12 protein-coding genes are annotated in these 24,298 nt (G+C 48.7%); all 12 read right to left on the minus strand.

The window, feature by feature from the left end:
- Positions 1 to 17: 17 nt before the first annotated feature.
- The 12 genes from AYR61_RS00210 to AYR61_RS00265 all read right to left on the minus strand — a co-directional run bounded on the left by AYR61_RS00210 (position 18) and on the right by AYR61_RS00265 (position 24,016).
- Complete coding sequence (locus AYR61_RS00210; RefSeq protein ID WP_083220010.1) at positions 18 to 4,364, minus strand: 2-hydroxyacyl-CoA dehydratase; 4,347 nt, start codon at positions 4,362 to 4,364, stop codon at positions 18 to 20.
- A 676-nt stretch (positions 4,365 to 5,040) separates the two neighbouring features.
- Positions 5,041 to 9,153 carry a MucBP domain-containing protein gene (locus AYR61_RS00215; protein WP_225356548.1) on the minus strand — a complete coding sequence of 1,371 codons (4,113 nt, stop codon included), beginning with the start codon at positions 9,151 to 9,153 and terminating at the stop codon, positions 5,041 to 5,043.
- Entirely contained in the window at positions 9,098 to 11,176 is a 2,079-nt protein-coding gene (locus tag AYR61_RS00220) for a beta strand repeat-containing protein (protein ID WP_056987904.1), read from the minus strand. The genes AYR61_RS00215 and AYR61_RS00220 overlap by 56 nt, the downstream gene beginning before the upstream one ends.
- Before the next feature lie 14 nt (positions 11,177 to 11,190).
- Positions 11,191 to 13,260 (minus strand): KxYKxGKxW signal peptide domain-containing protein, encoded by a 2,070-nt coding sequence (locus AYR61_RS00225; protein WP_065900814.1) that lies wholly within the window; start codon positions 13,258 to 13,260, stop codon positions 11,191 to 11,193.
- Between the two features lie 478 nt (positions 13,261 to 13,738).
- On the minus strand, positions 13,739 to 14,704 hold the full coding sequence (locus AYR61_RS00230) for a MucBP domain-containing protein (RefSeq protein ID WP_191982265.1): 966 nt from the start codon (positions 14,702 to 14,704) through the stop codon (positions 13,739 to 13,741).
- Positions 14,705 to 14,770: 66 nt separating this feature from the next.
- The gene (locus tag AYR61_RS00235) at positions 14,771 to 16,273 is read right to left on the minus strand and encodes a hypothetical protein (RefSeq protein WP_065900819.1); all 1,503 of its coding nucleotides are present in this window, start codon (positions 16,271 to 16,273) and stop codon (positions 14,771 to 14,773) included.
- Positions 16,224 to 18,545 (minus strand): KxYKxGKxW signal peptide domain-containing protein, encoded by a 2,322-nt coding sequence (locus AYR61_RS00240; protein ID WP_054709294.1) that lies wholly within the window; start codon positions 18,543 to 18,545, stop codon positions 16,224 to 16,226. Before AYR61_RS00240 ends, AYR61_RS00235 begins: the two co-directional genes overlap by 50 nt.
- A 425-nt stretch (positions 18,546 to 18,970) precedes the next feature.
- Positions 18,971 to 19,690, minus strand: coding sequence for an EAL domain-containing protein (locus AYR61_RS00245; RefSeq protein WP_054709296.1), 720 nt, complete (start codon positions 19,688 to 19,690; stop codon positions 18,971 to 18,973).
- 75 nt (positions 19,691 to 19,765) lie between these two features.
- Complete coding sequence (locus AYR61_RS00250) at positions 19,766 to 20,296, minus strand: hypothetical protein (RefSeq protein WP_065900822.1); 531 nt, start codon at positions 20,294 to 20,296, stop codon at positions 19,766 to 19,768.
- 337 nt (positions 20,297 to 20,633) lie between these two features.
- Positions 20,634 to 21,170, minus strand: a complete 537-nt coding sequence (locus AYR61_RS00255) for a TetR/AcrR family transcriptional regulator (RefSeq protein WP_054709300.1) — start codon at positions 21,168 to 21,170, stop codon at positions 20,634 to 20,636.
- A 301-nt stretch (positions 21,171 to 21,471) separates the two neighbouring features.
- On the minus strand, positions 21,472 to 22,035 hold the full coding sequence (locus tag AYR61_RS00260) for a TetR/AcrR family transcriptional regulator (protein ID WP_065900825.1): 564 nt from the start codon (positions 22,033 to 22,035) through the stop codon (positions 21,472 to 21,474).
- Positions 22,036 to 22,657: 622 nt separating this feature from the next.
- Positions 22,658 to 24,016, minus strand: coding sequence for an IS4 family transposase (locus AYR61_RS00265; protein ID WP_065900828.1), 1,359 nt, complete (start codon positions 24,014 to 24,016; stop codon positions 22,658 to 22,660).
- Between the last annotated feature and the right edge of the window lie 282 nt (positions 24,017 to 24,298).

Genomic DNA, 24,298 nt, shown 5'->3' on the forward strand with positions numbered 1-24,298 from the left:
ATTTTAATTGTGTTCGTTTAGGATTGGACAACTGCAGCAGCCTGACCCTTTGCGGTTGGCGTTGCGTGGGTTTGAGAATCCTGCTGAGCAGCGGCCTTCTTGGCCTGTTCCTCAGCAAGGTTCTTGTTGGCGGTCGCCATTATCAACCGAATCCGGTTCAGCTGGTTCACAACTGAAGTACCGGGATCGTAGTCAATGGCGGTGATGTTTGAGCCTGGGAACTGGCGCCGCAACTCTTTGAGCATCCCCTTACCAACGATGTGGTTTGGCAGGCAGCCAAATGGTTGCATACAAATGATGTTTGGCACACCACTCTTCAACAGTTCGATCATTTCACCGGTCAGGAACCAGCCTTCACCTGTTTGGTTTCCCAGTGACAGGATCTGGCTCGCATCGTTGGCCACTTTTTCAATAGCTTCAATGCCGTGGAACCGCTTGGATGCCTTCAAGGCTTTTTGCATTGGCTGTTCAGCCCACTTGATGACGTCCAGCGCAAATTTCGCAAACCACTTGGCCTTAATGGATGAGCCCAAATGCTGATACTTGTAAATTTGGTTGTACAGTGAGTAGTTCATAAAGCCGACAATGTCAGGAACAACAGCTTCGGCACCCTCATTTTCCAAGAGGTGAACCACGTCGTTATTAGCGATTGGGGAGTACTTCACCAGAATTTCACCAACCAGGCCGACCTTTGGCTTCACAACGTCGCGTTGCGGTACCGTATCAAAGTCCTTTACAATCTGGTTGACGTTCTTCTTGAATTCCTTGAAACTCCCCTTTTCGATGGATGGTTGAACCAGCTTAAGCCAGTCTTCGTGCATCTTATCGATCATGCCCGGTTCCGTTTCGTAAGGCCGCGTGTGATAGGTGACCTGTTCGAATAAATCACCGTACAGGAAGGCAATGGCAACCCGACGCAACAGTGGCAGCGTGAACTTGAAGCCGGAGGTCGATTCGACCCCTTGGTTCCCCAATGACAGCGAAACGACAGGGACTTTTTGGAACCCAGCGTCCTTCAAGGCTTTTCTGATCAGCGGAATGTAGTTCGTTGCCCGACAACCGCCACCAGTTTGGGTCATCATAACAGCGGTCTTGTTTAGATCATACTTGCCTGATTGCAAGGCTTCGATCATTTGACCAATGGAAATGATGGCTGGATAGCAGGCGTCGTTGTTGACAAACTTTTGACCAACATCAACGGACTTGGTATCGTGCATCGGCAGGTTGACCACGTTATAACCGGAGGCCTTCAAGGCAACGTCGACCAGCCCGTGTTGGTGAACTGGTGACATCATTGGCAGCAACAGGGTATAGCCCTCTTTTTGCATTTCTGGGGTAAACTCAACTGGCTTGTCATCCTCATGCAGCTTCACTGGCAGGATCTTTCTGGTCTGACGTTCCTTAACGGCGGCCTTCAATGACCGAAGCCGAATGCGAACGGCACCCATGTTAGTCCCTTCATCGATCTTCAATGAGGTGTAGAGTCGGTTGTGTTGACTCAAAATTTCTTCAACTTGGTCAGAATCAATGGCGTCGATCCCGCAACCAAAGGAGTTCAGTTGAACGAATTCCAATTGCGGCATCTTGGCAACCACCCGAGCGGCCGCAAACAACCGTGAGTGATACATCCACTGGTTCACGACACGCAGCCCCTTGACGTCACCCAAATGGGCAACAGAGTCTTCAGTCAGGACGTGGAAGCCTTCAGCTGTCATCAGTTGTGAGATTCCGTGGTTCACTTGAGGATCCAAGTGATAGGGCCGGCCAGCAAGCACGATGCCGTGTTCGCCAGTGTCGCGTAACATGGCCAGCGTATCTTCGCCGCGGTCACGAATTTGTTGCTTAAAGTGTTCGAGTTCCTTGTAACCTGCGTCCAGAGCGTCGGCAATTTCAGCCTTGCTGATGCCCCAGTCCTTAAACGATTCGTAAAGGTTTTCAGTCGTGGACTTCTTGTCGGCAAGGTTCAGGTATGGCGAGATCAGGTTGACCTTGCCGCTGGTGATCTCATCGACGTTGTTGCGGATAACGTTTGGATATGATTGCACGATCGGGCAGTTAAAGTGGTTGGCTGAATCCTTGTTTTCTTCCATTTCGTACACAACGGCTGGGTAGAAGATCTGCTTGTAGCCGCGGTCGATCAGGGCTTGGATGTGGCCGTGCACTTGTTTTGCGGGGTAGCAGACCGTATCACTCGGAATGGTCTCCATCCCTTTTTCGTACTGTTTTTGGGTCCCCTTGTGCGACAATTCGGCCCGAATCTTTAACTTCCGGAAGAACGTCTGCCACAACGGGTAGTTTTCATACATATTTAGAACACGTGGAATACCGAGTTTACCACGAGTGGCGAGCTTGGTCCGCAGTGGCCGGTAGCTGAATAATAGCTTGTACTTTTCAGCGACCAGGTTGACCTTACCGTTATCCTTAGGCATCCGGTAACCCAAACCGCGGGCTTCCCCACGTTCACACCGGTTCCCAGTCACGAATTTCCGGCCGTCATTAAAAATGGTAATGGTCAGCGGACAGTTGTTTTCACAGCCGCCACAGTGCATGTATTCCTTCTTAAAGGACAGGTTGTCCATTTCTTCAGGCTTCAGCAACGTGGTCTCGTCGCCTGTGCTGTAGTTTTCTTCGGCAATTAAAGCAGCCCCGTACGCGCCCATCAGACCAGCAATGTTTGGTCGAACGACCTGGGTGCCAGCAATTTTTTCAAAGGCCCGCAAAACGGCTTCGTTGTAGAAGGTCCCACCCTGACAAACGATATGGTGGCCCATGTCTTCCACGCGGCGCATTTTAATGACCTTAAACAGGGCATTCTTGATGATGGAAACCGACAGACCAGCAGCGATATCACCGATCGTGGCGCCTTCCTTTTGAACCTGCTTGACCTTCGAGTTCATGAAGACGGTACACCGTGAGCCCAAATCAGAGGGGTTCTTGGCTAGCAAGGCCGCCTGGGCGAAATCACGAATGTTGTACTTCAAGGATGTTGCGAAGGTTTCGAGGAATGACCCGCAACCTGATGAACAAGCCTCGTTCAGTTTAATGGTTGAGAGCGCGTCGTTTTTAATGGTCATGGCTTTCATGTCCTGACCACCAATATCGAGAATAAAGTCCACTTCTGGATCAAAGTAGTGGGCAGCGCGGTAATGGGCCACCGTTTCCACTTCACCGACATCGACTTGGAGGGCGTTCTTGATCAAATGCTCGCCGTAACCAGTGACGGCCGTTTTCCCAATCGTGATTCCCTCGGGCATTTTACTGTCCATGTCACGCAGGATCTGCTTCGTTTTTTCCAGCGGATCACCGTCGTTGCTGTCGTAGTAGGTGTAAAGGAGTTTGTTGTCATCAGAGATCAGCGCCACCTTAGTGGTCGTTGATCCGGCATCAATACCGAGAAAGGCTGTACCGCGGTATGACTCGAGGTCGCGGGTCTCAACCTTAGCTTCAGCGTGACGCTTACGAAATTCCTGCAGCTCGTTGTCATCATTGAATAGTGGTTCCAGTGAAGAACTCGGGTGCATCCCGGAGTCGTCACCGTTTTCCAATTTGTCGATCAGCTCATCCAAGTTCGTTTGTGGTTGGTCCACAGCGTAGAGACAAGCGCCCTTCGCAACGAAGAGTTGGGGGTCTTCTGGGAAGATGACCTGTTCAGGTTTTAATTTCAACGTATCGATGAACCGCACACGCAGTTGATCCATAAAGTACAGTGGCCCACCTAAGAACGCCACGTTACCCTTGATCTTATGCCCAGCAGCTAAGCCGGAGATGGTTTGGTTAACCACGGCTTGGAAAATGCTGGCGGCGATGTCTTCCTTACGGGCACCATCGTTGATCAAGGGTTGGACGTCGGTCTTAGCGAACACGCCACAGCGGCTGGCAATCGGGTAAATCGTTTCCGAGTTTTTGGCCAATTCGTTTAACCCGTTGGCATCCGTCTTCAGCAACGTTGCCATCTGGTCGATAAAGGCCCCGGTCCCACCGGCACAGCTCCCGTTCATCCGTTGTTCCAACGAAGCGCCAAAGAACGTGATCTTGGCGTCTTCACCACCAAGCTCGATGGCGACATTGGTTTCCGGAATCAGGGTTTCGACAGTCTTTGTGCAGGCAATCACTTCCTGCACGAATTTCAGTTCAAGTAAGTTTGCCAGACCGATCCCACCAGACCCGGTAATCGTAAACGAAATCGGTGTCTGAGAATCAATCTCAGCAATTGCTTCCTTCATAATCTTTTCAGTAGCGGCCTTCACGTCAGAATAGTGACGTTCGTACCGGGCAAAATGGGTTTTGTGCTGGTCATCCATGATGACTAATTTAACAGTGGTCGATCCCACGTCGATCCCACCATAGTAATGTTGTGCTGTCATTCGATTCACCTCTTAAGTCAAATATCTCATTTGGTTACATCTCAAGCTGTGCCCTGCAATGCTACGGTTCATTCCAAATCATGCAACGCGATTTCTCCCCCGCGCAGCAACATCACAACCAGCCATTACGTTGTTATCTTTAGCTAGTGTAGTGAGCACTCACTTTGTAGTGTAACAGGGATGGTTTGGCTTTGATATAGCATGTGAAAACATTCCCTTTATATCAGAATGGTATTCTGATGATATAACAACAGACGTTATATTTCATAACTGAAATGAGTTGGAATTATCGTTGTAGTGAATATTTCTGGTGAAATAGTGCTGAATTTAGGGTAAATCCGGTAATCATTGGGTGGATTTTCATTGTTTTTGTCAAGTGATTAAAAAACGACTCGCGCAGAAATTATTTTTGCGCGGGTCGCTCATTTTTTGAGATTTATAGGAAGATGATAGTGTAGTGGGTTGTCACTTTAGTGTAATTGCTAATCGTGGTTTGGTGATTTTTCCTCCCGCTCAAAATGTTATACTTTTTAGTTCTTTCAGAGGTAATATGACCACAATGACTTCATTTCCGGCATCGAAAGTACTTTGATCAAAATAGTTGCTCATCAGAAGAAACGAAAAAAAGCGTTCTACCCGGTTAAGTAGAGCGCCTTTTTTTAATACCTATTTCTGCTTAATCCTCATCATGCTTGCGTTTCCGCTTAAAGCCAAACAATCCAGCAAGGGTGGCCAGAATACCCAACCCTGCAACTTCAGCTGCTTCAGATGATTGATTAGTTTCATTCGTCTGTGGTAACTGATTATTTGTCGTTTGCCCGTCAGCGTTTAACCCTGCAGTCGTGTCAGTATTACCAGAAACGTTGGTGTCGCCATTGGTATCAGTCGTAGTGTTAGACCCGTTGCCATCAGCACTAGCCGCATTTGTACTGGTTGTGAGGTCAGTCGCCTGACCTGCTTGACCAGTCGTGCCAGCCTGTCCGGCGGTGCCACTCGTGCCATTACCGGACTGGTTATCCGTCTTAGAAACTGCCGAAACGTGACCCGTTTGCTTCTTACCAGTTGTGCCAGTGTTACCAGCCGTGGTTGTCGTCACGTCTGACCCACTACCTGAGCCGCCTTTGCCAGAGGTTGCGTCCGACCCAGAATTAGTCGAACCACTCCCTGTGTTCCCAGTGTCAGTGCCGGTCGAACCAGAACCTGTTCCCGTAGCATCGGACCCTGAACCAGTTGAGCCACTATCAGTTCCAGTACTGCCACCCGTAGTTGGCGCATTTTGGGTGTAGTAGTAAACGATATCCGCATTCGTGACACCGTAGTAAGTGCCGTCAGCGTTTGTCGGCGTGCTTGTCAACGTGTAACCGCTGACTGTGGCTGCACTGCTGGTGTAAGCCGTGCCATATGCACCACTCAGCGTCGTATCAGGTGAAACGGGTGTTGTCGTGCCCGCAATGTAGTAGTGAACGGTGACACTTTCGGTATCGGGCGCATAAACATACGTCACGTCAGGTGTCCCTTCACTGTAGGTCCCGTCAGCGTTCGTTGGCGTTGCTGTCAACGTGTAGCCGGTAACCGTTGCCGGTTGCGTCGTGTAAGCCGTCCCGTAAGCGCCTTGTTCAGTGGTATCAGCGCTTAAGGTTTCGCCGTTCGCATCGACATAGTGAACAGTGACCGTTTCAGTATTAGCGGTATAAACGTAGGTAACATCCGGCGTTGTCACAGTATAGGTCCCGTCAGCGTTGGTTGGTGTCGTTGACAGTGTGTACCCCGTAATGGTCTTCGGTGCAGTGGTATAGCTGCCGCCAAAGCTCCCGTTCTTCGTGGTATCCGTACTGATCGTGTTGCCATCAGCATCGACGTAGTGGACCGTCACCGTTTCTGGATCCGCCGTGTAGACGTAGACAACATCAGGATTCGTGACGTCGTATGTCCCACTGGTCTTCTCAGTCATGCTGTTAAGCGTATAACCAGTAAGCGTTTTGGCAGTTGCCGCATAGTCCGTGCCATAATTGCCAGATAGCGTCGTTGAATCAGAAATGGTATTGCCGTTCGTATCTTCATAGCGAACAGTTACCGTCTCCGGATCAGCGGTGTACACGTAAACCACGTCTGGGTTCGTCACACCAAATGTGCCGCTCGTCTTTTCAGTGTAACTATTGAGTGTGTAGCCGGTAATATCCTTTGGCGTGGCTGCATAATCAGTGCCAAAATTGCCATCTAACGTGGTTGGCGCTGAGATCACATTCCCAGTCGTGTCTTCATACCGAACCGTGACAGATTCTGGGTCAGCGGTATAGGTGTAAACTACGTCCTCGTTCGCCACCCCATACGTGCCGGTCGTCGTGGCACTTGGGCTGGACAACGTGTACCCCGTGATCGTCTTGGCAGCGGTCGTGTAGGTCTCATTGAAGTTGCCATCAAGAGTGGTTGGATCAGAAATGGTATTGCCCTCTGAATCTTCATAGCGAACAATCACTGCTTCTGGATCTGCGGTGTACACATAGACCACATCTGGATTCGTGACAGTATATGTCCCACTGGTTTTCTCAGTCATACTATTGAGGGTATAACCGGTAAGCGTCTTAGGTGTGGCGGCATAGCCCGTCCCATAATTACCAGTTAGGGTGGTTGCGTTTGAAATGGAATTGCCGTTCGTATCTTCATAGCGAACAGTTACCGTTTCAGGATCGGCGGTGTACACATAGACCACATCAGGGTTCGTGACATCAAAAGTGCCGCTTGTCTTCTCAGTGTAGCTATTCAGTGTGTACCCAGCGATGGTCGCTGGTGTTGCCGCATAATCCGTCCCGTAAGCACCCGTTAAGGTTGTTGGGTCAGAAATTGTCTTACCAGTCGTATCCTCATACCGGACCGTCACGGTTTCTGAATCGGCGGTATAGGTGTAAACGACATCCGCGTTCGATACGCCGTATGTTCCGGTCGCATTGGTTGGCGTCGACGTCAACGTGTAGCCGGCAATGGTCTTCGCTTGTGACTCGTACGAAGTGGCATAGTCACCCGTCAGGACTTCAGAATTAGCAATTGATTGCCCATCCGTATTTTGATAAACCACGGTGACCGTTTCAGGATCTGCGGTGTAAGTGTATACCACATCCGGTGTATCCACAGTGTAAGTCCCAGTTGTGTTGTCCGTTGAACTTGCCAACGTGTACCCTTCAATTGTCTTAGGTTCAGTTGTGTAGCTCCCGTTATAGACCCCTTCAACGGTTGTCGGATCAATAATGGACTGACCGTTACTATCTTCATACCGAACAGTCAACGTCTCTGGGTCTGCCGTGTAAACGTAAACCACGTCGGGGTTCGTTACACAAAAGCTACCACTTGTCTTTTCGGTATAACTGTTCAACGTATAGCCGGAAACAGTAGCCGCTTCAGCCGAATATGATTCATTATAATTTCCGTCTAAGGTCGTTGATGGCCAAATGGTCTTGCCCGTTGTGTCTTCATACCGAACAATGACAGTTTCTGGATCAGCACTGTAAACATAAACCACTTCGGTATCGGTCAACCCATAAGTCCCAGTGGCGTTCGTTGGCGTCGTGGTGAGCGTATAGCCCTCAATCGTGGCCGGCGCCGTGGTGTAGGCACTGTTGTAAGCCCCGCTCTGAGTGGTACTTGCCTGAATGGACTGGTTGTTTTGGTCAACATATGAAATCGTCACCGTTTCAGTATTCGCTGTGTAAACGTAAACCACTTCAGGATTGGTCACGTCATAAGTGCCTGTGGCGTTCGCAGGTGTCGTCGTCAGCGTATAGCCATCGATCGGGAGCGGCGCCATTTCGTAGTCACTCTTATACGCCCCGCTCTGAGTGGTACTTGGGTGAATGGTCTGGTTGTTTTGATCAACGTAGGAAACCGTAACCGTTTCGGTATCCGCTGTGTAGACATACGTCACAGCAGCGTTTGTCACGTCCAGCGTGCCCATGGCGTTGCTTGGTGTCGTGGTCAACGTGTACCCTTCAACCGTTGCTGGATTTGTTTCATAGGGACTGCCGTAGTTCCCGGAAACCGTCTGATCAGGACTAATGGTCGTGTTGTTACTATCAACATAGTGCACAGTAACTGTTTCAGTGTCCGGACTGTAAACATAGGTCACATCAGCGTTATCAACTTGGTACGTTCCAGCGGCATTGGTTGGCGTGGTTGAGACGTGGTAGCCCGTAACCGTCGCAGGAGTTGTGGTATATGGTGTATTGTATGCGCCGGTCGACGTGGTATCGTCCGAAAGTGATACGCCATCCGCATCAACATAGTGCACAGTAACCGTTTCAGTATTTGCCGTGTACGTGTAAATGATGGCTGGCGTGTCCGTCGTAAAGATACCGGTTGCGTTGCTTGGTGTCGTCGCAACTGTGTACCCATCAAACGTTGGCGCTGAAGTCTCGTACGATTCGCCATATTTACCTGTTGCGGCACTATCGGGTTCAATCGAATCCGTCGTCCCCGCCAGATAATAATGAATCGTCGCTGTTTCATCATTGGCCGTGTAGTAGTAGATCACGTCAGCATTGTTCGTGCTCAACGTCCCAGTCGCATTGGCCGGTGTTGCAACCAGCGAGTAGCCAGTGACCGGTTCAGCCGAAGTGGTATATGGTGACCCATAATCACCACTCACCGTTTGGGAAGCGGCCAATGATTGAGTGGTCCCATCAACGTAGTAGTATACGTTAAAGGTTTCAGTGTCAGCCGTGTACGTTACGGTCGTTGTCTGATCAGTCGGCGCAGTGGTCGAAGTCGTCGCCGTAAACGCTAGCCACGCTTGCTGTATACCCGGTCACGTCAGGCGTCGCAATAGCGTTAATGTCGCTATCAGCAACCCAAGTGGTCGTGCCAGTCGTCGCATCCGTTGTGCCAGTCCAAGTGACCTGTTCACTCTGGGCAGCCGGTGTTGCATCACCCGCGCCGGAATAGTTGACTGTGTATGTCACATCAGTCGTTTGTGTGCTGTACCGCGGGCCAGTAACAACGTAGTAGGTTGAACCAACCACGCTGGTATCATCCGACCCCAGATTTTCAACCATGGTAATAGCTGTTGGGTCGGTGATCAAGGTTCCCGACGACACATCGTAGATTCCGAGCAGCACGCTGTTGGCATCATCTGGCATTGCCTGACCGACAGTCGCACCGGTAATGTCAGCGACTTTAGTGCCGCTGTAAACCGTCCCAGTCACATTGGTATAGCTGCCAAGTTCAGTCCCCTGAACGTAGTTGCCATCGGCGTCTTCCGTGGCTGAATACCAAGTATCAGTCAATGTATGAACCGCCTGCAAGGTCATCGTTTTATCCGTTGTCGTACCCAGTGCAACGGCATTCCCAGCAGCCAGTGTCCCACTACTGTAGGACTGAACAGCCGTCGTATATTGCCATGACTTCCCAGTTGTGATACCTGTTAATTGGTCTGAGTTGATCGTCAGGTTATACGAAACTGTGGTCGTTGCTTTGGATGCTAATGGGATGTTGGAAACTGAGAAACTGTCCGCAGTCGTTGGATCCGTAACCACAGCCCCATCCTTGTAGTACGTGACGGTCGCGCCGGTCACCGTGGCGCCAGTACTGGTCGTGACGGTGACTGGCCCAGTCAATAAGATCGACTGGGTATTTGTCGTTGGGTCAATCAGGCTGACGGTTGTGTTGCTGTCCGTCAACGCTGTGGTGGTCCCGTTATACAGAATCGTTTTCCCAGTGGCACTGTCTGTTGAAACGTTGATCGTCCCAGTCGAGACCTGAGCGGCTGAATCAGCAGAACCCTGAATGGAATCGTTGGTGTTAAAAGTTGCACTGGCGATGACTGTCCCCAAGATTTGATCAGAAGTGTTCGTGACGTTGTACAGGTTCCCCGCGTTCAGATCAGCGGTGACGCTGCCGAGTGTCGTCAACTGGTCGAACTTGGTGCCATTTGATGCCGTCCCTGATAATGTGGCACTCGGTTGCACAAAGATGGTGTTACTTGAGGCAATTGCCGCGCCAGCTGGGGCATCAGCATTGACTACGACCGGGATTGAAATCGACGAATTCTTCAGATAATTATCCAACCCTGAAATACTGATTACTTGTTGGTCACCCAAATTATCTAAATGCGTAATAGTCACAGCATCCGCGCTTGAAGCAATACCGCTCCCATTTGAATTGCCAACTAAGGATGCCGTAATCGTGTCATCTGACGCAAAGGATGTATATTCTGGAGCAATAACGACAACTGTAATTGGATTTGCCTTTTCGTACGCTTCAGCAGTTGCACCGGAATCGCTCACCATCAACCCAACGCCAGTCGAATATAGCGCGCTGTTGACGCTGTTGGCAATAACGGTGGCAGACAACGTTGCCGTATCACCGAGGTTATAATAATTAGTTCCCGCTGGTGTGTTGGAATTCACGATTGATAGGGCATCAGTCCCGTACCCACGGGTTGTCGGAACGGTCTTTGTCGTCACCTGACTGCCGTCCGTGAGCGTGTTTGTTGCGGTTGACGCCGCCGTAACAGTTGTGACACCACTCGTATTATAGGAAGTGAGCCCCACCGTTAATTGTGGTGTGTACTGCGTCGTGGTTACTGGCGTCGTCATTGCAGTATTTTCTTGAATCTGAACACTCGTGACGGGATCGGTATCGGTTCCAATAGAAGTGGCATAAGTCCCGGTTCCAGAAACATACGCAACTGTTTGCGTTGCCCCGCTCGCCGTAGTAAAGATAAACGAGATATCGTTTGAAAGGCCCATTTTAGCTAGATTGGCGTCAGACAGTCCAGAAACGGACTTAATGCCTACTGGCGCATCCGCGTTACTGCTCGTCACGTTCAGATCGGCGTTTAATGTGCCGCCATACGCGTAGCGTTTAATGTGCCGCCATACGCGTAGTTAGAGGAATCTAACACTGTCCAATTTAGCTGCGTACTCCCATTCGCACTGTCGTCAAACGTGCTCAGATCAGAGTTCGAGTTTGAATTAAAACTAAGCGTATCGATGGCTGAAACCGTCTGATTGGTATACTGCAATAACGTTGCCCGTGATGACGGGTTAGAATCCGTCACTGTCACCGTCGATCCATCGACGTTCCAAGTCATTGCCAAATTCGTCCCAGTATAAGTCGTGGTCGTAGTGGGCGTTGTAACGGCGGAAATCGACACTTTTAAATTCCCTGCTAAGCTCGACAGACTCGCAATCGTCATACCTTCCGGATAGGTGACCGTAATGGTATTGCCAGTTTGAGTCACTGTCATCCCCTTAGCGGTCAGCGAACTATCAAGTGACGCCGCGGTCACTTCGACCGTGGATGGCAAGTTGAAGGTTAAAGTCGACGGACTGCTCAATGTCGTAATATTGGAATTGGTCGGAATGGTTGAGTAATCACCAGGATAGCGGTTACCAGACAGATCGACCGTCCAGGTAATATCTTGAACAACTGTCCCGTTTTGAATCAGCCCGCCAGTAATGGTTGTCGAGCTACCAGCATTAAACAGGTGATAGCCAAGGTTAGCTGTTCCATTGTTTGCTGAGTATGTCTTATCCACAACCACTGTATTAGTGGCCACGGTCGAGCCATTCAAGGCCACCGTAACTGGAACGGCATCCTCAGCGTCGCCAGTCGCAAGTGTATTATTTGCGGTGTTATTAAAGGAATAGTAAATATTAAAACTAGCCGCCGAAACGTCACTGTTAAAGGTAACAGTCACTTGCGGTTCAGACACGTTGTTCACCGTAGTGCTACCCGTGGTAGTTGTCGCACCACTCACCGAGGCCACACTGTTAATGGTGAACCCATTTGACCCCATTGTGACCGTCAATACGTCGCCACTGTTAAAGGCGCCGCTCACGTTCACAACCGTCGTCCCGGTTGCCGTGGCAGTCGTGGTGTTGTAAATCACTGTTCCGGATTCATTCGCGGCCCCACCATTGATTGAAGTGCTGACCGCATCAATACTGGTTGCAGCGGGCGTAGCACTAGCCGCTAGGACCCGGGTGATCACAACCGGGGTAGTAGTGGCTTCAAGGCCAGTTACAGAGATCGACTCATCCGCGGCGGCAACAGTGGTGTCCCCGCTCACGTTATCGGCAACGCTGGCCGTTTCATCCGTGCTCAAGTCAGGGGTCACGGTGGCATCATCAGGTGTCGTAGCGGTTGTCCCACTCACGTCAGTTGCCGGAGTCGTCAACGTTGCATCACCGGTGGCTGTTGACCCCGTTGTGTCAGACGCACTAGTGGTGTCACTGCCATTGTTGCTGCTCGTTGTGTCTGTTACCGTACTATCACCATTTGATGACGTGTCGTCAGTGGTTGTTGCAGCTGAAGTGCTGTCATCAGTCGCAGTAGTGGTCTTGTTGGCGGTTTCACTTGAGCTGTCGTTGTTAGATGTCGATGTGCTGTCAGTGCTCGTGGCCGCAGTGGTGTCTGCATCACTCGTCGACGTACTATCAGCAGTCGTTGTCGTAGTGCTATCTGCGTCACTCGTATCCGTCGCCGTGTCAGTATCACTGGCTGTCGTATCCGAGCTGGTGTCAGACGTGTCACTCGTACTATTAGCGGTTGCATCGTTAGCCGAACTCGTGGTGTCACTTGCTGCACCCGAATTTGAATCAGCAGTTGTCGACGCTGCGTCAGCCGTGCTGTCAGTCAAAACAACGCTGTTCGCATCGGTCTCATCATCAGTGTTCGCTGCACCAGCAGTTGCGGCACCCGTAGTCGGTGTTGCAGATTCACTGATCTCATCATCCGCAAACGCGTGCTGCGTTGAGTTTAACGTTGCGGTCACCCCAAACGTCACGGTCGCGATTCCTGCGATCAACCACGTTTTACCTGCCTTGTAAAGGCGGTAGTGCTCCTTGCGGTCGCCTAAACTCCGCTGCAGCCGACGACGCTTCTTCTCGATTGTCTTCTTCATAGAACGTTCCTCCAAATTGATGCCTGTTCACCAGTATGTTTGCTACTATTTCCTCGTTTAAGTTCCCCAAGATAAACGACACTATCGTCGGATGGCTTGTGATTAACTATAAACTGACAAGTCATTACTTATGGTGTATAAAAGAAAAATAGGACAAAACAACTTGTTTATACCGTTAAATATATCAATCTCTATACGCATGTTCAAGCAAGGTGCACTGTGGTTTTACCATCATGTATACAGATAAGGCCTTATTTGTTACTTAATATATTAAGATTTCAAAAAACACTTATTTCTTATTAGTAGATTGCATTTCCAAGCTAAAATTTTTACATTTTTAAACAAGTGTGTTAACAAACATATTATTTTATAAATTACGATTTGTTATCGCTATTTGATCCAAACCAAAAAGCACGTTGAGAGGTCTCTTTGATCTCTTAACGTGCTTTTTTATTCGTATGAGTGACTTAATGAACGCTTAGTTGTGTTTCCGCTTCAACCGGAAACCAAACAGTCCGGCTAATAGTGCAAATAGTCCCAACCCAGAAACTTCCGCAAGTTCACTGGCCGAGTCGTTTTCGTTCGTTTGTGGCAACTTGGTCGTCTTGGCCTCGGTTGCACTTGATTGACCTGGTTCAGTATTAGTGGTCGTCCCAGTAGTCAGAGAAGTGCTGTTACTGTCCACCGTTGCATTCGAACCGGCTGTTGCAGCACCATTAGTCCCCGATCCAGCGTTGGCTGAACCAGTCGTTCCAGTACTCTTCGCACCAGTAGTTCCAGAAGCGGCCGCAGTCGTTGTCGAAACGGTATCGCCACCACTTGTACCATTGTTGCCAGTAGTCGTGGCTGCTCCGGTCGTACCAGAGGTAGCGCCAGTCGAGCTGCTGGAAGTTGTTCCAGTACCATTACCGGTTGTCGTACCAGTTGAAGTACCAGTATTACCAGTCGTTGTACCGGTTGAAGTACCCGTGCCGGTTCCAGTATCACCACTTGTGCTACTGTTCAGCGTGTAGTAGTAAATAACAGCTGAATTGTCAGTCCCATAGGTGCCCGTTGCGTTTGCCGGTGTGGTCGTCAGCGTGTACCCAGAAACCGTCGCAGCAGTGCTCGTGTACGCTGTCCCGTACGCACCAGTCAGCGTGGCGTCTGGGGCAACTGACGTGGTCGTCCCGTCAAGGTAGTAGTGAACGGCCACCGTTTCTTGATCTGGCGTGTAGGTCACCGTTGCCGTTTGGGCAGTCGGCGCCGTTGTCGATGTCGTTGGCACATCGCTGAAGGCAGTCGCCGAATCAGCGGTATAACCGGTGATTGTTGGTGTTGTCACGGTTACCGGTGCATCCGCCGTCCACGTATAGGTGTCGGTCGTGGGATCAAGTGTCCCTGTCCAAGTCACGTTATTAACAGTAGCCGCAGGGGTTGCATCACCAGCACCAGTATAGTTCACAGTGTATGACACTGTAGTCGTTTCAGTAGCCGGTGCCGTCACAACGTAATACGTCGTCCCTGCTACTTACCCGTCAGCCGTTTCGTTTTCGACCATGGTCAGTGCAGTCGGGTCAGTGACCATCGTGCCAGCGGACTCATCGTAGTAGCCCACGACCACGTCACCATTTGACGCCGTATCACCAACGGCCAAATTCGTCACGTTCGATGCGCTATAGGTTGTGCCCGTTGTCCCAGCATACGTGCCGACCTCTTCGCCAGCCACATAGTTGCCATCCGAATCCTGGGTTGCAAGATACCAGATATCCGTCAAGTTGTGAACGGCCTGCAAATTCATCGTCGTATCTGTCTCGGTGCCAAGTGCTGTCGCGTCGCCGGCTGCCAGTGTCCCATCGCTGTAAAATTGCACAGCCGTCGTGTATGGCCACTGAATCCCAGTCGTTGTCCCTGCCAAAACGGTGCTATCCACCGTCATCGGGTAGGAGATCGTGACGGTCTCGCCTGTTGAAACAGGTAAATTAGTGACCGTAAAGCTTGCGGCCTGAGTCGGATCCGTTGTTGTGGTCCCTGTCGACGTGTCATACGTAATGGTTGCGGTTGTGATCGTGCTGCCATCACTGGACGTAATCGTTGGTGCGCCAGTCAACGAAATGACCTGCGTGCCATCACTGGCCAAATTGACCGTGGTCGAACTGTCCGTCACGTCAGCATCTGAGCCGTTGTACAACATTGTTTTACCAGTGGCCGTGTCATCATCGGCGTTGATTGTCCCAGTTGTGAGCTGGGCCGCTGCGTCAGCAGATCCCTGAACGGCATCACTCGCCGCAACCGTTTGACTGGCTTCAACGGTTCCGATTATCTGGTCAGGCGTGTCCGTGACGTTGTACAGGTTCCCGGCTGCGTAATCGGCTTCAACACTGCCCAAACTGGTCAGGGTCGTGCCGTCAACACTGATGAGCGCGCTGCTTGGCTCAACGAACACGGTGTCGCTTGATGCAATTGTGGTGCCCGCCGTTGCGTCCGCGTCAACGGTCAATGGAATCGTAATTTGACTGTCAGCAAGATAGTTATCCAGGCCTGAAATAGCGATGGCTTCTTGGCCGTCATAATCGGCTAAATGCGTGATCGTGATTTTATCGGCACTGGTGGCGATACTGCCGCCAGCGTTGGCGTTCATGAGGGCATCGACAATGTCAGCGTCACTGGCAAGTGTCGTGTTCTCGGGCGCAATGACGACAACCGTGAGCGGATTAGCGGCCTCGAAAGCTTGAGCAGCTGCCCCAGAATCAGACAGCATGACACCGGCACTCGTGGTCGATAAATTAGCGTACGCGGCATAGTCCACGTCCAGTGAATTTGAAACGACATTCACGTTCAGGTCATATCCCGTTGACCCGCCTGGGGTGTAAATACTGTCACCTGATGGGGTCCAGGAGTTCACGACTGCAACGCCGTTATCACTGTAGTCGCGTGACGTTGTGACGGGTGTGCCAGCAACAGCAGTGCCGTCTGACTCAACGTTAGTCGTTGTGCTCGTCGCAGTCAGCGTTGTTGGCGCCAGTTGTCCCATACGTTGTGATGGCAACGGTCAGCGGCGTAATATTAGCCGTTGACGCCGCTAGCGTGGTATTCGCCGCATTTTCTGTCAGTTCAACGCTCACAACAGGGTCAGTGGCACTCCCCAGATCAGTGGTATAGGTGTCGGTCCCAGAAGTATAGGTTTGGGTATCCGTTGTGCCGTCTGCCGTTGTAAAGGTCAAGGAAACGTCCGTGTCCAACCCCATATCAGCTAAGTTCGAATCAGTCAAACCGGAAACGGTTTTGACGCCCACGGCCGTGTCGCTGTTGCTGCTGGCAAGAGTCAGGGTTGCGTCCAGTGTGCCACCGTAGTCGTAATTTGACGTGTCCGCAACAGTCCATTGATATTGGTCGCTGCCGGCGTCTCCAGCATCCGTAAAGGTGGTCAGATCAGTGTTAGCCGTTGAAACATACCCAATGCTGCTCGTTGAAGAAACCGCTGAATCAACGTAGGCCAAGGCATCGCCATCATCATTGGTACTGTTGTCGGTCACAGCAACCGTCGTGCCATCAACGTTCCAATTCATCGCAATGCTTGGGGCGGCATAAGTCGTTGCCGTTGTGGGGGCCGTGACAGCAGATAAGGAAACGTTTAAGTCCCCTTCAAGGTTGGCAACGTCAGCCATCGTCATTCCGGCAGGATAAGTGACAGTGATTGTATTATCGGTGGTGCTAACCGTCAATCCAGCATCGGTTAAGGTGCTAGCGAGACTGGCAGTGTCCACCTGTACCGTATCAGGCACTGTGAACACCAAGGTTGATCCGGCATCCGTGGTCGTGATGGTCGACCCCGTTGGAATCGTGGAGTAGTCGCCCGGATACGTGTTGCCAGACAGGTCCAGTGCCCAGGTGATGTCACTCGTGGCTGTCCCATCGCTCACTGTTCCGGCGGTCACTTTGGAATCACCGGTATTAAACAGGTTGTAGGACAGACTCGTGGCGTCGCCGTCATTTGCGGTATAAGATTTTTCCACCGTTAAATTATCAGAATCAGCTGCGACAGTTGCCCCGTCAGCGTTCGTCACTGTGAGCGTTACGGGAACCGTATCGGTTGCATCCCCCGTTGCCAGCGTGCTCGTGTCATCGCCGTTATTATCACTATTGAAACCAAAGTACACGTCAAAACTCGTGCTTGCAACGGTGCTATCAAACGAAATGGTCACAACTGGTTCCGTTGTGCCATCGACCGTTTCAGTCGTGTCCGATTCACTCGCCCCATCAACATCGCTCATGCTGGTGTATGAAAGCGAATTTGTACCCACGTTGATGGTTAATGTTTCGCCAGCAGTAAAGGAACCCGTGACGGTCAGATCAACGGCGCTGTCATTGCTGGCGGTATCACTGTTGTAGGTAACCGTCCCAGTTTCGTCTGAACCGCCACCATTAATGGAGACGGACAACCCATTGGCATTGCTCGTATCAGCGGTGGTGTACGCGGCCGCTACCTGCATTTTAAACTGCGTGTCAGTGGTGGCAGCAGTCGTTGTTGGTAAGGTGTCATTTGTTGTTTGAACCGTTGTATCGGCGGCCAGGTCAGACGTGATGTCGGCCGTTGTGGCTGCATCAGTGTTCGCTGTTGCCGTTGCATTATCTGTGGTCGTTCCGGTGGTTAAACCAGCATCGTCTGCTGAAGCATCGGTGATCGACGCATCCGTTGTGCCAGTGCCATCACTACTTGTTGATGTACTGGTTGTGTCAGTGGTTGATGCAGCGGCACTTGTGGCAGTCTTAGCAGCCGCCTTTGTTGTCGTTGCCTTTTTTGTTGCGCTCGTAGCAGCACTGTCGGCAGTTGATCCAGTTGAAGATGTTGAATCAGCCGAGGTCGAGTTATTGGTTGTTGAATTACTGTCAGAAGTCGTAGTGGCTGCCGTCGAACTACTATCTGAAGCGGTAGTTGACGAAGTGCTGTCCGCATTCGTTGACGCTGTGTTGGAAGCGTCCGTATCAGTAGTGGCTGTGTCACTTGACGCGTTGCTGGACGAGGTACTGTCAGCGGTGGTTGCACTGCTGCTGGTCGATGAAGCGGCAGTCTTCAGCGCTACACTTGATGCAGTCGAACTGGTTGATGACGTACTGTCACTACTTGCGGTTGTGGCATCTGCTAAAACTGGGTGCGCTGTGTGCACAGCTGTGGTCACACCAAACGTCACCGTTGCAATCCCCGCAATGAGCCACGTCTTGCCTGCCTTGTACAGTTTGTAGTGTATTTTCCGGTCACTGAGGCCTTGTTGTAACTGACGATGTTGCTGATTATTCTTTTCCATAGTAATGCTCCTCCAGAAAACCTGCATTTTCACCAGACCGTTTTATATTTTTGTCGGTTAAATTCCCCAAGATAACCGTTTTGTTTAATGGTCGCACTAGGCATAAGCCATTGGTAATCGTTCTAACACTTATGATTACGTTAACAAAAAATAATATAAAATAGCTTGCTTATAGGGTTTAATATAGCAACATCAATTGTATTATTCAAGAGGTTAAATTGTTAAAGGGTGGGTTATAAAACGTTTTCAAATTGAATTTGTACCATAGAATACAGATTTAACCTAATTGATGCCATCTTAATAATTTTTTATAAAATCTCGTTGAGTGTTATGCACCCGAAAAAGGGCAAAAAAAATCACCCGTTACTGATTGGGTGATTTAGTCAAAATCGTTTGTCTTCCTTATTAAAAGCTATTTTTAATTTTTAGTAACAAGAACACCCATCCTGCCGGTCATCGAAAGAAATTTGGTAGTTCAAGGCCGTTTCCTCAAAAATCGGGTGTGGCTTTTGATAAAAATACCCTTGCCGCAGTGGGATGTTAATGGTATTCAGAATTTGCTCGTCTTCAGGTGTTTCGATCCCTTCCACGACCAATCTCAGGGCATAGAGATCAGCAACACCTTTCCATTCTCGCAATTTTTCGGGAATGAGTGCCGCCCGCCCCTCCTGCCGAAAGTTTTGCATCGCAAATTTGATTTCCGTGGTAAATGCAAGCAACGGCCGAATCTGGTTAAGCTGGTTTTCACCAGTGCCAACGTCATCCAAGCTCAGCTGAACACCGCCGCTCGCAAGTAATTCGGCTGACCGCAGGATTGCGTTTCGCGCGTGCGGTGCCAGTAAGACCTGTTCCGTCAATTCAGCAACCAGCTGGGTGCCCCTAAACTCTTGATGAAACATGATCAGTGACCGGATAATGTGAATATTCGTAAACTGTGCGCGATTGAGATTGATGGCAATCGTGCATGAGACCCCTAATGTCTTGATGGCATCTCGAAGAAGGTCCAATTGTGTATCAATGGAAATTGACTCAAAATTCTCTGGTAGACGCCAGTGACCGTCTTGGTCTTGGCGAATCAGCGTTTCAAACCCAACTACTGCGTGTGACAGCTGGTTGATCTGAGGCTGAACAAAATAGCGATACATCAAAAACCCTCCCCTCGTTAGATTGTGTTGTGTGTTCACCACCAATGCCCCTTAACACAGGTGGTTGTTATTCAATTAAAGCATCACTAGGTTATGTAAATACGGACCCATCTGGTGCCGAGTCAACTGTAAACTACCACTGACCCACTGGATCATCACACCGGTTGCCGCATACACGAGATACGATAGCTTGGCAATTGACACCGTACTGATTGGATATTGTTTTGCAATGCCCTTGAGTGATTTTGTGGCCTTGTCTGCAAGTGCCGTGATCAGTTGCCTGCCTTCTGCAGTTTTACATACTAAACGCAGTAGTTCGCGATGCGTATCGCTGTAGGCAAGAAGCGATGAAATGGTTTTCTTAACGCTCACTGGTCCATCTTCCGACTCAGTCTGGGCTGTCTGCATCAATGCCTGTTTAATTGTCGTAAAAATGACATCATTCAACTGACGAACGCTTGAGAAACGCGCATTAAACGCTTCAATCGGCACCTCAGCCACAGTGACGACTTCTTGTGGCGTAATCGTTTCTAATGTGTGACTTTCCAAAAGTGTCAGCAGTGCCAATTCCAGCGTTAATCTCGTTTCATCTTTATCATCAGTCATGACATCATCGCTCCTTTCAATCAAATCGCCATCTACAGAAATGCTAACCGTCATAATACCGCTAAAAAGACGCCCTAATCCCCTTTTTAACGCTATCAGTACATACCACATATACGTCAAGGTGTGAATACGCTTTTACAACTTCATCTTATCGAATCCGAGCGCATGTATCAAGGTACAAAACTGGTATAAAGTGTATATTCTGCAACATAATCATCAATAAGTGTGGCACCGCTATTTTTGATCAGGTATTAGTAAAGTCCCAATACCATGATGGGTTAAACGTTTGCAACAATCCTACACTTTCAACGGTGATTGTTGTTTGGCATTAACCTGATTATGGCTCATAACGTACTGCACTCAGCAATGCAGACAAGACCTGGGCGCGATCAAGATCAAGTTGCCCATATAGCCAATGGTAAAGTATACCGGCCATCCCATGCACACTCATAATGATCAACACATTCGCCTCAGTGTCACTCTGCCGCACGTGAGCGCGCAACCGCCAGAGTTTAATCCCATTTTGAATAATGGCTAATAGTTGCACGTTACCTTCTGGAGTCCGGAAAAAAAGGCGCAAAAGTTCCTGGTTGGCTGTTAAATAATCGATCATCGTCGTCAGTGACTCGGCAAGACCAGCCTTGGTTAGGCCAGTCTCACGGTCCATACGCGACGAAATGTTCGTATTAATATCCGTTGTCACGAGTTGTTTGAGCTCGTACACACTCGTGAAGTAGTTATAAAAGGTATTGCGACTGATCTGAGCCTCATCCGAAATCTCCCGAACGGTGATTTTTTCAACGGGTGCGTCACAAAGCAGTCTTAAAAAAGCGACTTCAATTGTTTGTTTCGTTTTTTGCCTTTGACTTGTCACTGTAATTCCCCCCTGGGAACGTGGTTTAGCAATAACCGCAATTCTCCCCAGATTTGCAGTTATTGCTGTTGTTTTCATTAAGAAACATCGGTATTATAACAATTTCAATAACGGTCGTAGTTGCTTATACAGTACCATAATTTAAGCTGCCGAGAACACTATTTTACCTGTCAAACAATTAAATGAGTCACTTTATACTTTTTGCATGATTCTGGTAAACTATTGGTCCCGTTATCGACCACTAAAAAGCTAAGCAGGTCTTCATCACTGCTTAGCTTTTTAGTCTTTAATTTTAAACAGCCTATTTAAACTTAATCTCCGGCATCTGGCACAGCTTCCTAAAGAGATCCTGTTCCGTAATATCTAGCATCCCGCTGGCCCAGTCCTGCCAAATGCCAATGATGCCGTGGATCCGATAGGTCATCTCTGAAATATAACGCATGTCATCGCCTGGCAACTTATCAATTTGCATGCGCATGTCGATGCACTCATGCGCATAGTCATAAATTAAGCTTCGACCATCATTGGAACGCACCAGATAAGCATACGCCCGCTTGTGGTCAGCGACATAGGTCACAATTTTTTCAACCTCATCCGCAAAGGCTCGCCGACCCGTCTCATCATCCATAGCAGGTACCGCTGGAATTTGGTCCATCCGAATATGATCAATGTACTCTTTAAAAACGAGTTCCCGCAGTGCTGCTATGCTTTTAAAGTGGCGGTAAAACGTTGCTCGGTTCACATTGGCATTCTGTGATACCCGAGAAATCGTCACTTTGTTGATATCTTGTTTCTCTGCCAAGGTGAGCAAAAAAGCTTCCTTTATGGCCTCTTCACTCTTAATAACGCGCCGATCAAGTCCCATCACTTTGTTCCTCCGATTACATTCAATACTTATCCAGCTTTAAACCGACAATCTTTTTAAACCATCAGCAACAGCTACCATCACGTGTTTACTCTCCAGTTAACAGGGAAGGCAGCGCTAAGTTAAACTCTTGATTCAGTCTCGCTATGGTTAATCAGGCTATATTTAATCATTATGTTGATAAATCGTTAATAACAAATCACTTATGACAGTTTATGACGTTTGATACACGTCAATTCCGAACATTCCGTCAAACATGACATAAAATATCACGTTATAACATACACCAATTTACCTTGAGATGGTAGGCTTTCACCCAAAATAATGATAATGAATTTGTTTACGAAACATAATAATCTTTAAACTGTCGCATAATCTGTACAACAGTTCCAACACATCCGTATAAATATAATTATTATGGCATTTATTAATCAATACCAATCGTTCTCAACCTGCAGAACCGATACTTGTCATCTCTGCAGTAATTTAATCTGCAACACACTGTCTCATTTCGTCCCTCAATTATACCATTGTTCCCCCTTATTACCGCACTGAAACTTGAAAGTATGAAGACAGACTGATCCCTTGGTATCACAGGGCATATTTTAATTAATTTAACCATTTAGCTTGCTGTTAACAGCGAAACTAACCGTTTCGGCAAAAATGTGAAGAACTGATTCATCATCTGAATAATTTGGGCTCTTCTTGCATAAACTTCATGATTAATAATCGTTTTTAACGAATTTAGAAGCCATATCAGTGCTTGAGACAACTCAATATCTGGCATGGCTTCGTTCATTATAAAGAATAAATCCCCAATGGTGCGATCATCCTGATTTTGCCGTTCCTGCCAAGCTAATAGGTCATAAGTCATCATGACAATTGCTAAATGGCCACAAAGCCCGTCATAATTTTGAACTTGTGATTTGTCGAGCCGCAAGTATTGCTTGGCAACTTTAAAGTAATTCTCAATTTGCCATCTTCGGGCGTATAGTTGAATGATCTCTTGTGGCTGAAGGCCTAACTGAGTCGTTGCCAGTACTAGGTAGTCATCTTGACGGGCCCGATTAGCCACAAATACCAAGCGAAGCTTGAATTTTTGGTTCCCGACGTGCGCTTCGACAAAGCAGCTGTATTGATAAGCTTGCTTGGGTTGATATTTTGAGGCCTGCAGTCGCTTGTATAATGCTTTAACTGAATATTGCCGTCCGCGATATTGATAGTAAATTTTGCTGGACCGTTTAAGCATGCCCACGCCGTTTAATCCCAACTTGGTTAATTCATAGAACATTTTTGGTGAGCTATACCAGCTATCAAATAACACATAGTCAGCTAGAACGCCATTTGCGAGGGCTTGCTTGACAAGTTGCAATGAAACGAGGTTCATTTTTTGCTGTGCTTGGCGACGTCTCCGGCCAGCAATTGTTCGTTGATCGGTTGTTTTAGCTGATTTTCCAAGGACGTTTTGTGGCTTCTTGGAAGACATTAATGCAAAGTTGATCGGTAAGAATGTATTGGCGTCACTCCAACCCAAAGTTAAAGCCCGGTATCCCTTAATATATAACTGTTTGTCATGGTCAAAGACTCGCGCTAGTAATTCGGTTTGGGTGGCGTACTCACGGGAAAAGAGTGTATCGTCAATGATCAATGCTAACCGCCGCCGGCGGTCAATAAACGGTCGTAAATGCTTGATTAAATGACTCCCAACTTGACAAATCAAGCGTTGCCAATTGATCCGGCCATCGTTCAATTTATTTCTGACGGTGCGACTGGTAAAGTTAGGTGTTTCATGGGCTCGATAAAGCGAGCGTCCCAGGAACTTTGTCGTGAGCAGCCATTCAATGACCTTCATCAAGCTGATTTCTGAATTCCGGCGATAATTCACCAACTTGGTGAGTTTAGATAGACCAATGAGGGAAGTAAATTGATGAACAATATTGTGAAGCTCGTTTTCTGTATTTTTTTGTCTTATAATATTCATGACGTAAGTCTCCTTTGTATCTTGGTTTTGGTCGACTAAAGTATACAACGCAGGAGAGCTTGCGTTTATTTTTTTGCCAAAAAAGCCAATAACCACACGCCTTTGGCGTGATTATTAGCTTTCAAGTTTCAGTTACCGCATAAAATATTCGGTTAATGCCCGCCGTTAACAGCGTTGTATGCGTTTTTTTTAAAGTTTCTTTACCACTTAAAATTGTGGAGGCATCAAAGTGGCAAATAGGCGCGTATTCGCTTACCAAATCGCAAATCAATGACACCACAA

The sequence above is a fragment of the Secundilactobacillus paracollinoides genome (assembly GCF_001702155.1).
Lineage (GTDB): Bacteria > Bacillota > Bacilli > Lactobacillales > Lactobacillaceae > Secundilactobacillus > Secundilactobacillus paracollinoides.

What these genes read in the sequence shown, in the direction of transcription:
- AYR61_RS00210 (WP_083220010.1), bottom strand. Translation starts at nt 4,364, where the DNA reads ATGACAGCACAACATTACTATGGTGGGATCGACGTGGGATCGACCACT.
- AYR61_RS00225 (WP_065900814.1), bottom strand. Translation starts at nt 13,260, where the DNA reads ATGAAGAAGACAATCGAGAAGAAGCGTCGTCGGCTGCAGCGGAGTTTA.
- AYR61_RS00235 (WP_065900819.1), bottom strand. Translation starts at nt 16,273, where the DNA reads ATGGGACAACTGGCGCCAACAACGCTGACTGCGACGAGCACAACGACT.
- AYR61_RS00240 (WP_054709294.1), bottom strand. Translation starts at nt 18,545, where the DNA reads ATGGAAAAGAATAATCAGCAACATCGTCAGTTACAACAAGGCCTCAGT.
- AYR61_RS00245 (WP_054709296.1), bottom strand. Translation starts at nt 19,690, where the DNA reads ATGTATCGCTATTTTGTTCAGCCTCAGATCAACCAGCTGTCACACGCA.
- AYR61_RS00250 (WP_065900822.1), bottom strand. Translation starts at nt 20,296, where the DNA reads ATGACTGATGATAAAGATGAAACGAGATTAACGCTGGAATTGGCACTG.
- AYR61_RS00260 (WP_065900825.1), bottom strand. Translation starts at nt 22,035, where the DNA reads ATGGGACTTGATCGGCGCGTTATTAAGAGTGAAGAGGCCATAAAGGAA.
- AYR61_RS00265 (WP_065900828.1), bottom strand. Translation starts at nt 24,016, where the DNA reads ATGAATATTATAAGACAAAAAAATACAGAAAACGAGCTTCACAATATT.